The organism is Gemmiger formicilis (assembly GCF_016901605.1).
In the GTDB taxonomy this organism is placed as follows: domain Bacteria; phylum Bacillota; class Clostridia; order Oscillospirales; family Ruminococcaceae; genus Gemmiger; species Gemmiger formicilis_B.
This window is the reverse complement of the sequence record NZ_JACJKP010000515.1, coordinates 1-359: the sequence shown is the minus strand read 5'-3', so window position 1 is coordinate 359 and position 359 is coordinate 1. Positions and strand designations below refer to the sequence as shown.

At 48.5% G+C, this 359-nt stretch carries 1 protein-coding gene; it reads right to left on the bottom strand.

Annotated elements, in window-relative coordinates:
- Window positions 1–158: 30S ribosomal protein S20 (rpsT, locus tag H6B10_RS15715; protein WP_204652390.1), on the bottom strand; the 158-nt coding region annotated here is incomplete at its 3' end.
- Between the last annotated feature and the right edge of the window lie 201 nt (window positions 159–359).

Here is a 359-nt window from a genome sequence, read left to right as displayed (position 1 = left end):
GCGGCTTTCATGACGGCGTCTTTGTCAGCAGCATTGCTGTCGATGGCAGCGTCTGCCTTTTTGATCACTGTTTTCAGGTTGGACTTGATGGCCTTGTTGTGCATGGCCTCTTTCTTGGCCTGGACAACGCGGTCCTTCTGAGATTTGATGTTAGGCATTCGTTCCACCTCCTTGGTTCCCCATAACAGTACAAATTATCCTACCACATTTTCTCAGCCCTTGCAAGTGTTTTTTCAAAAAAATATTCATGAAAGCCGCAAAAATCACATAAATTGAGAGGAACGGAGGTGGACACCATGGGTTTGCTGCGCCGCTGCCTGCACATATTGCTGTGTACGGCGTTGTTCGCAGGCAGTACG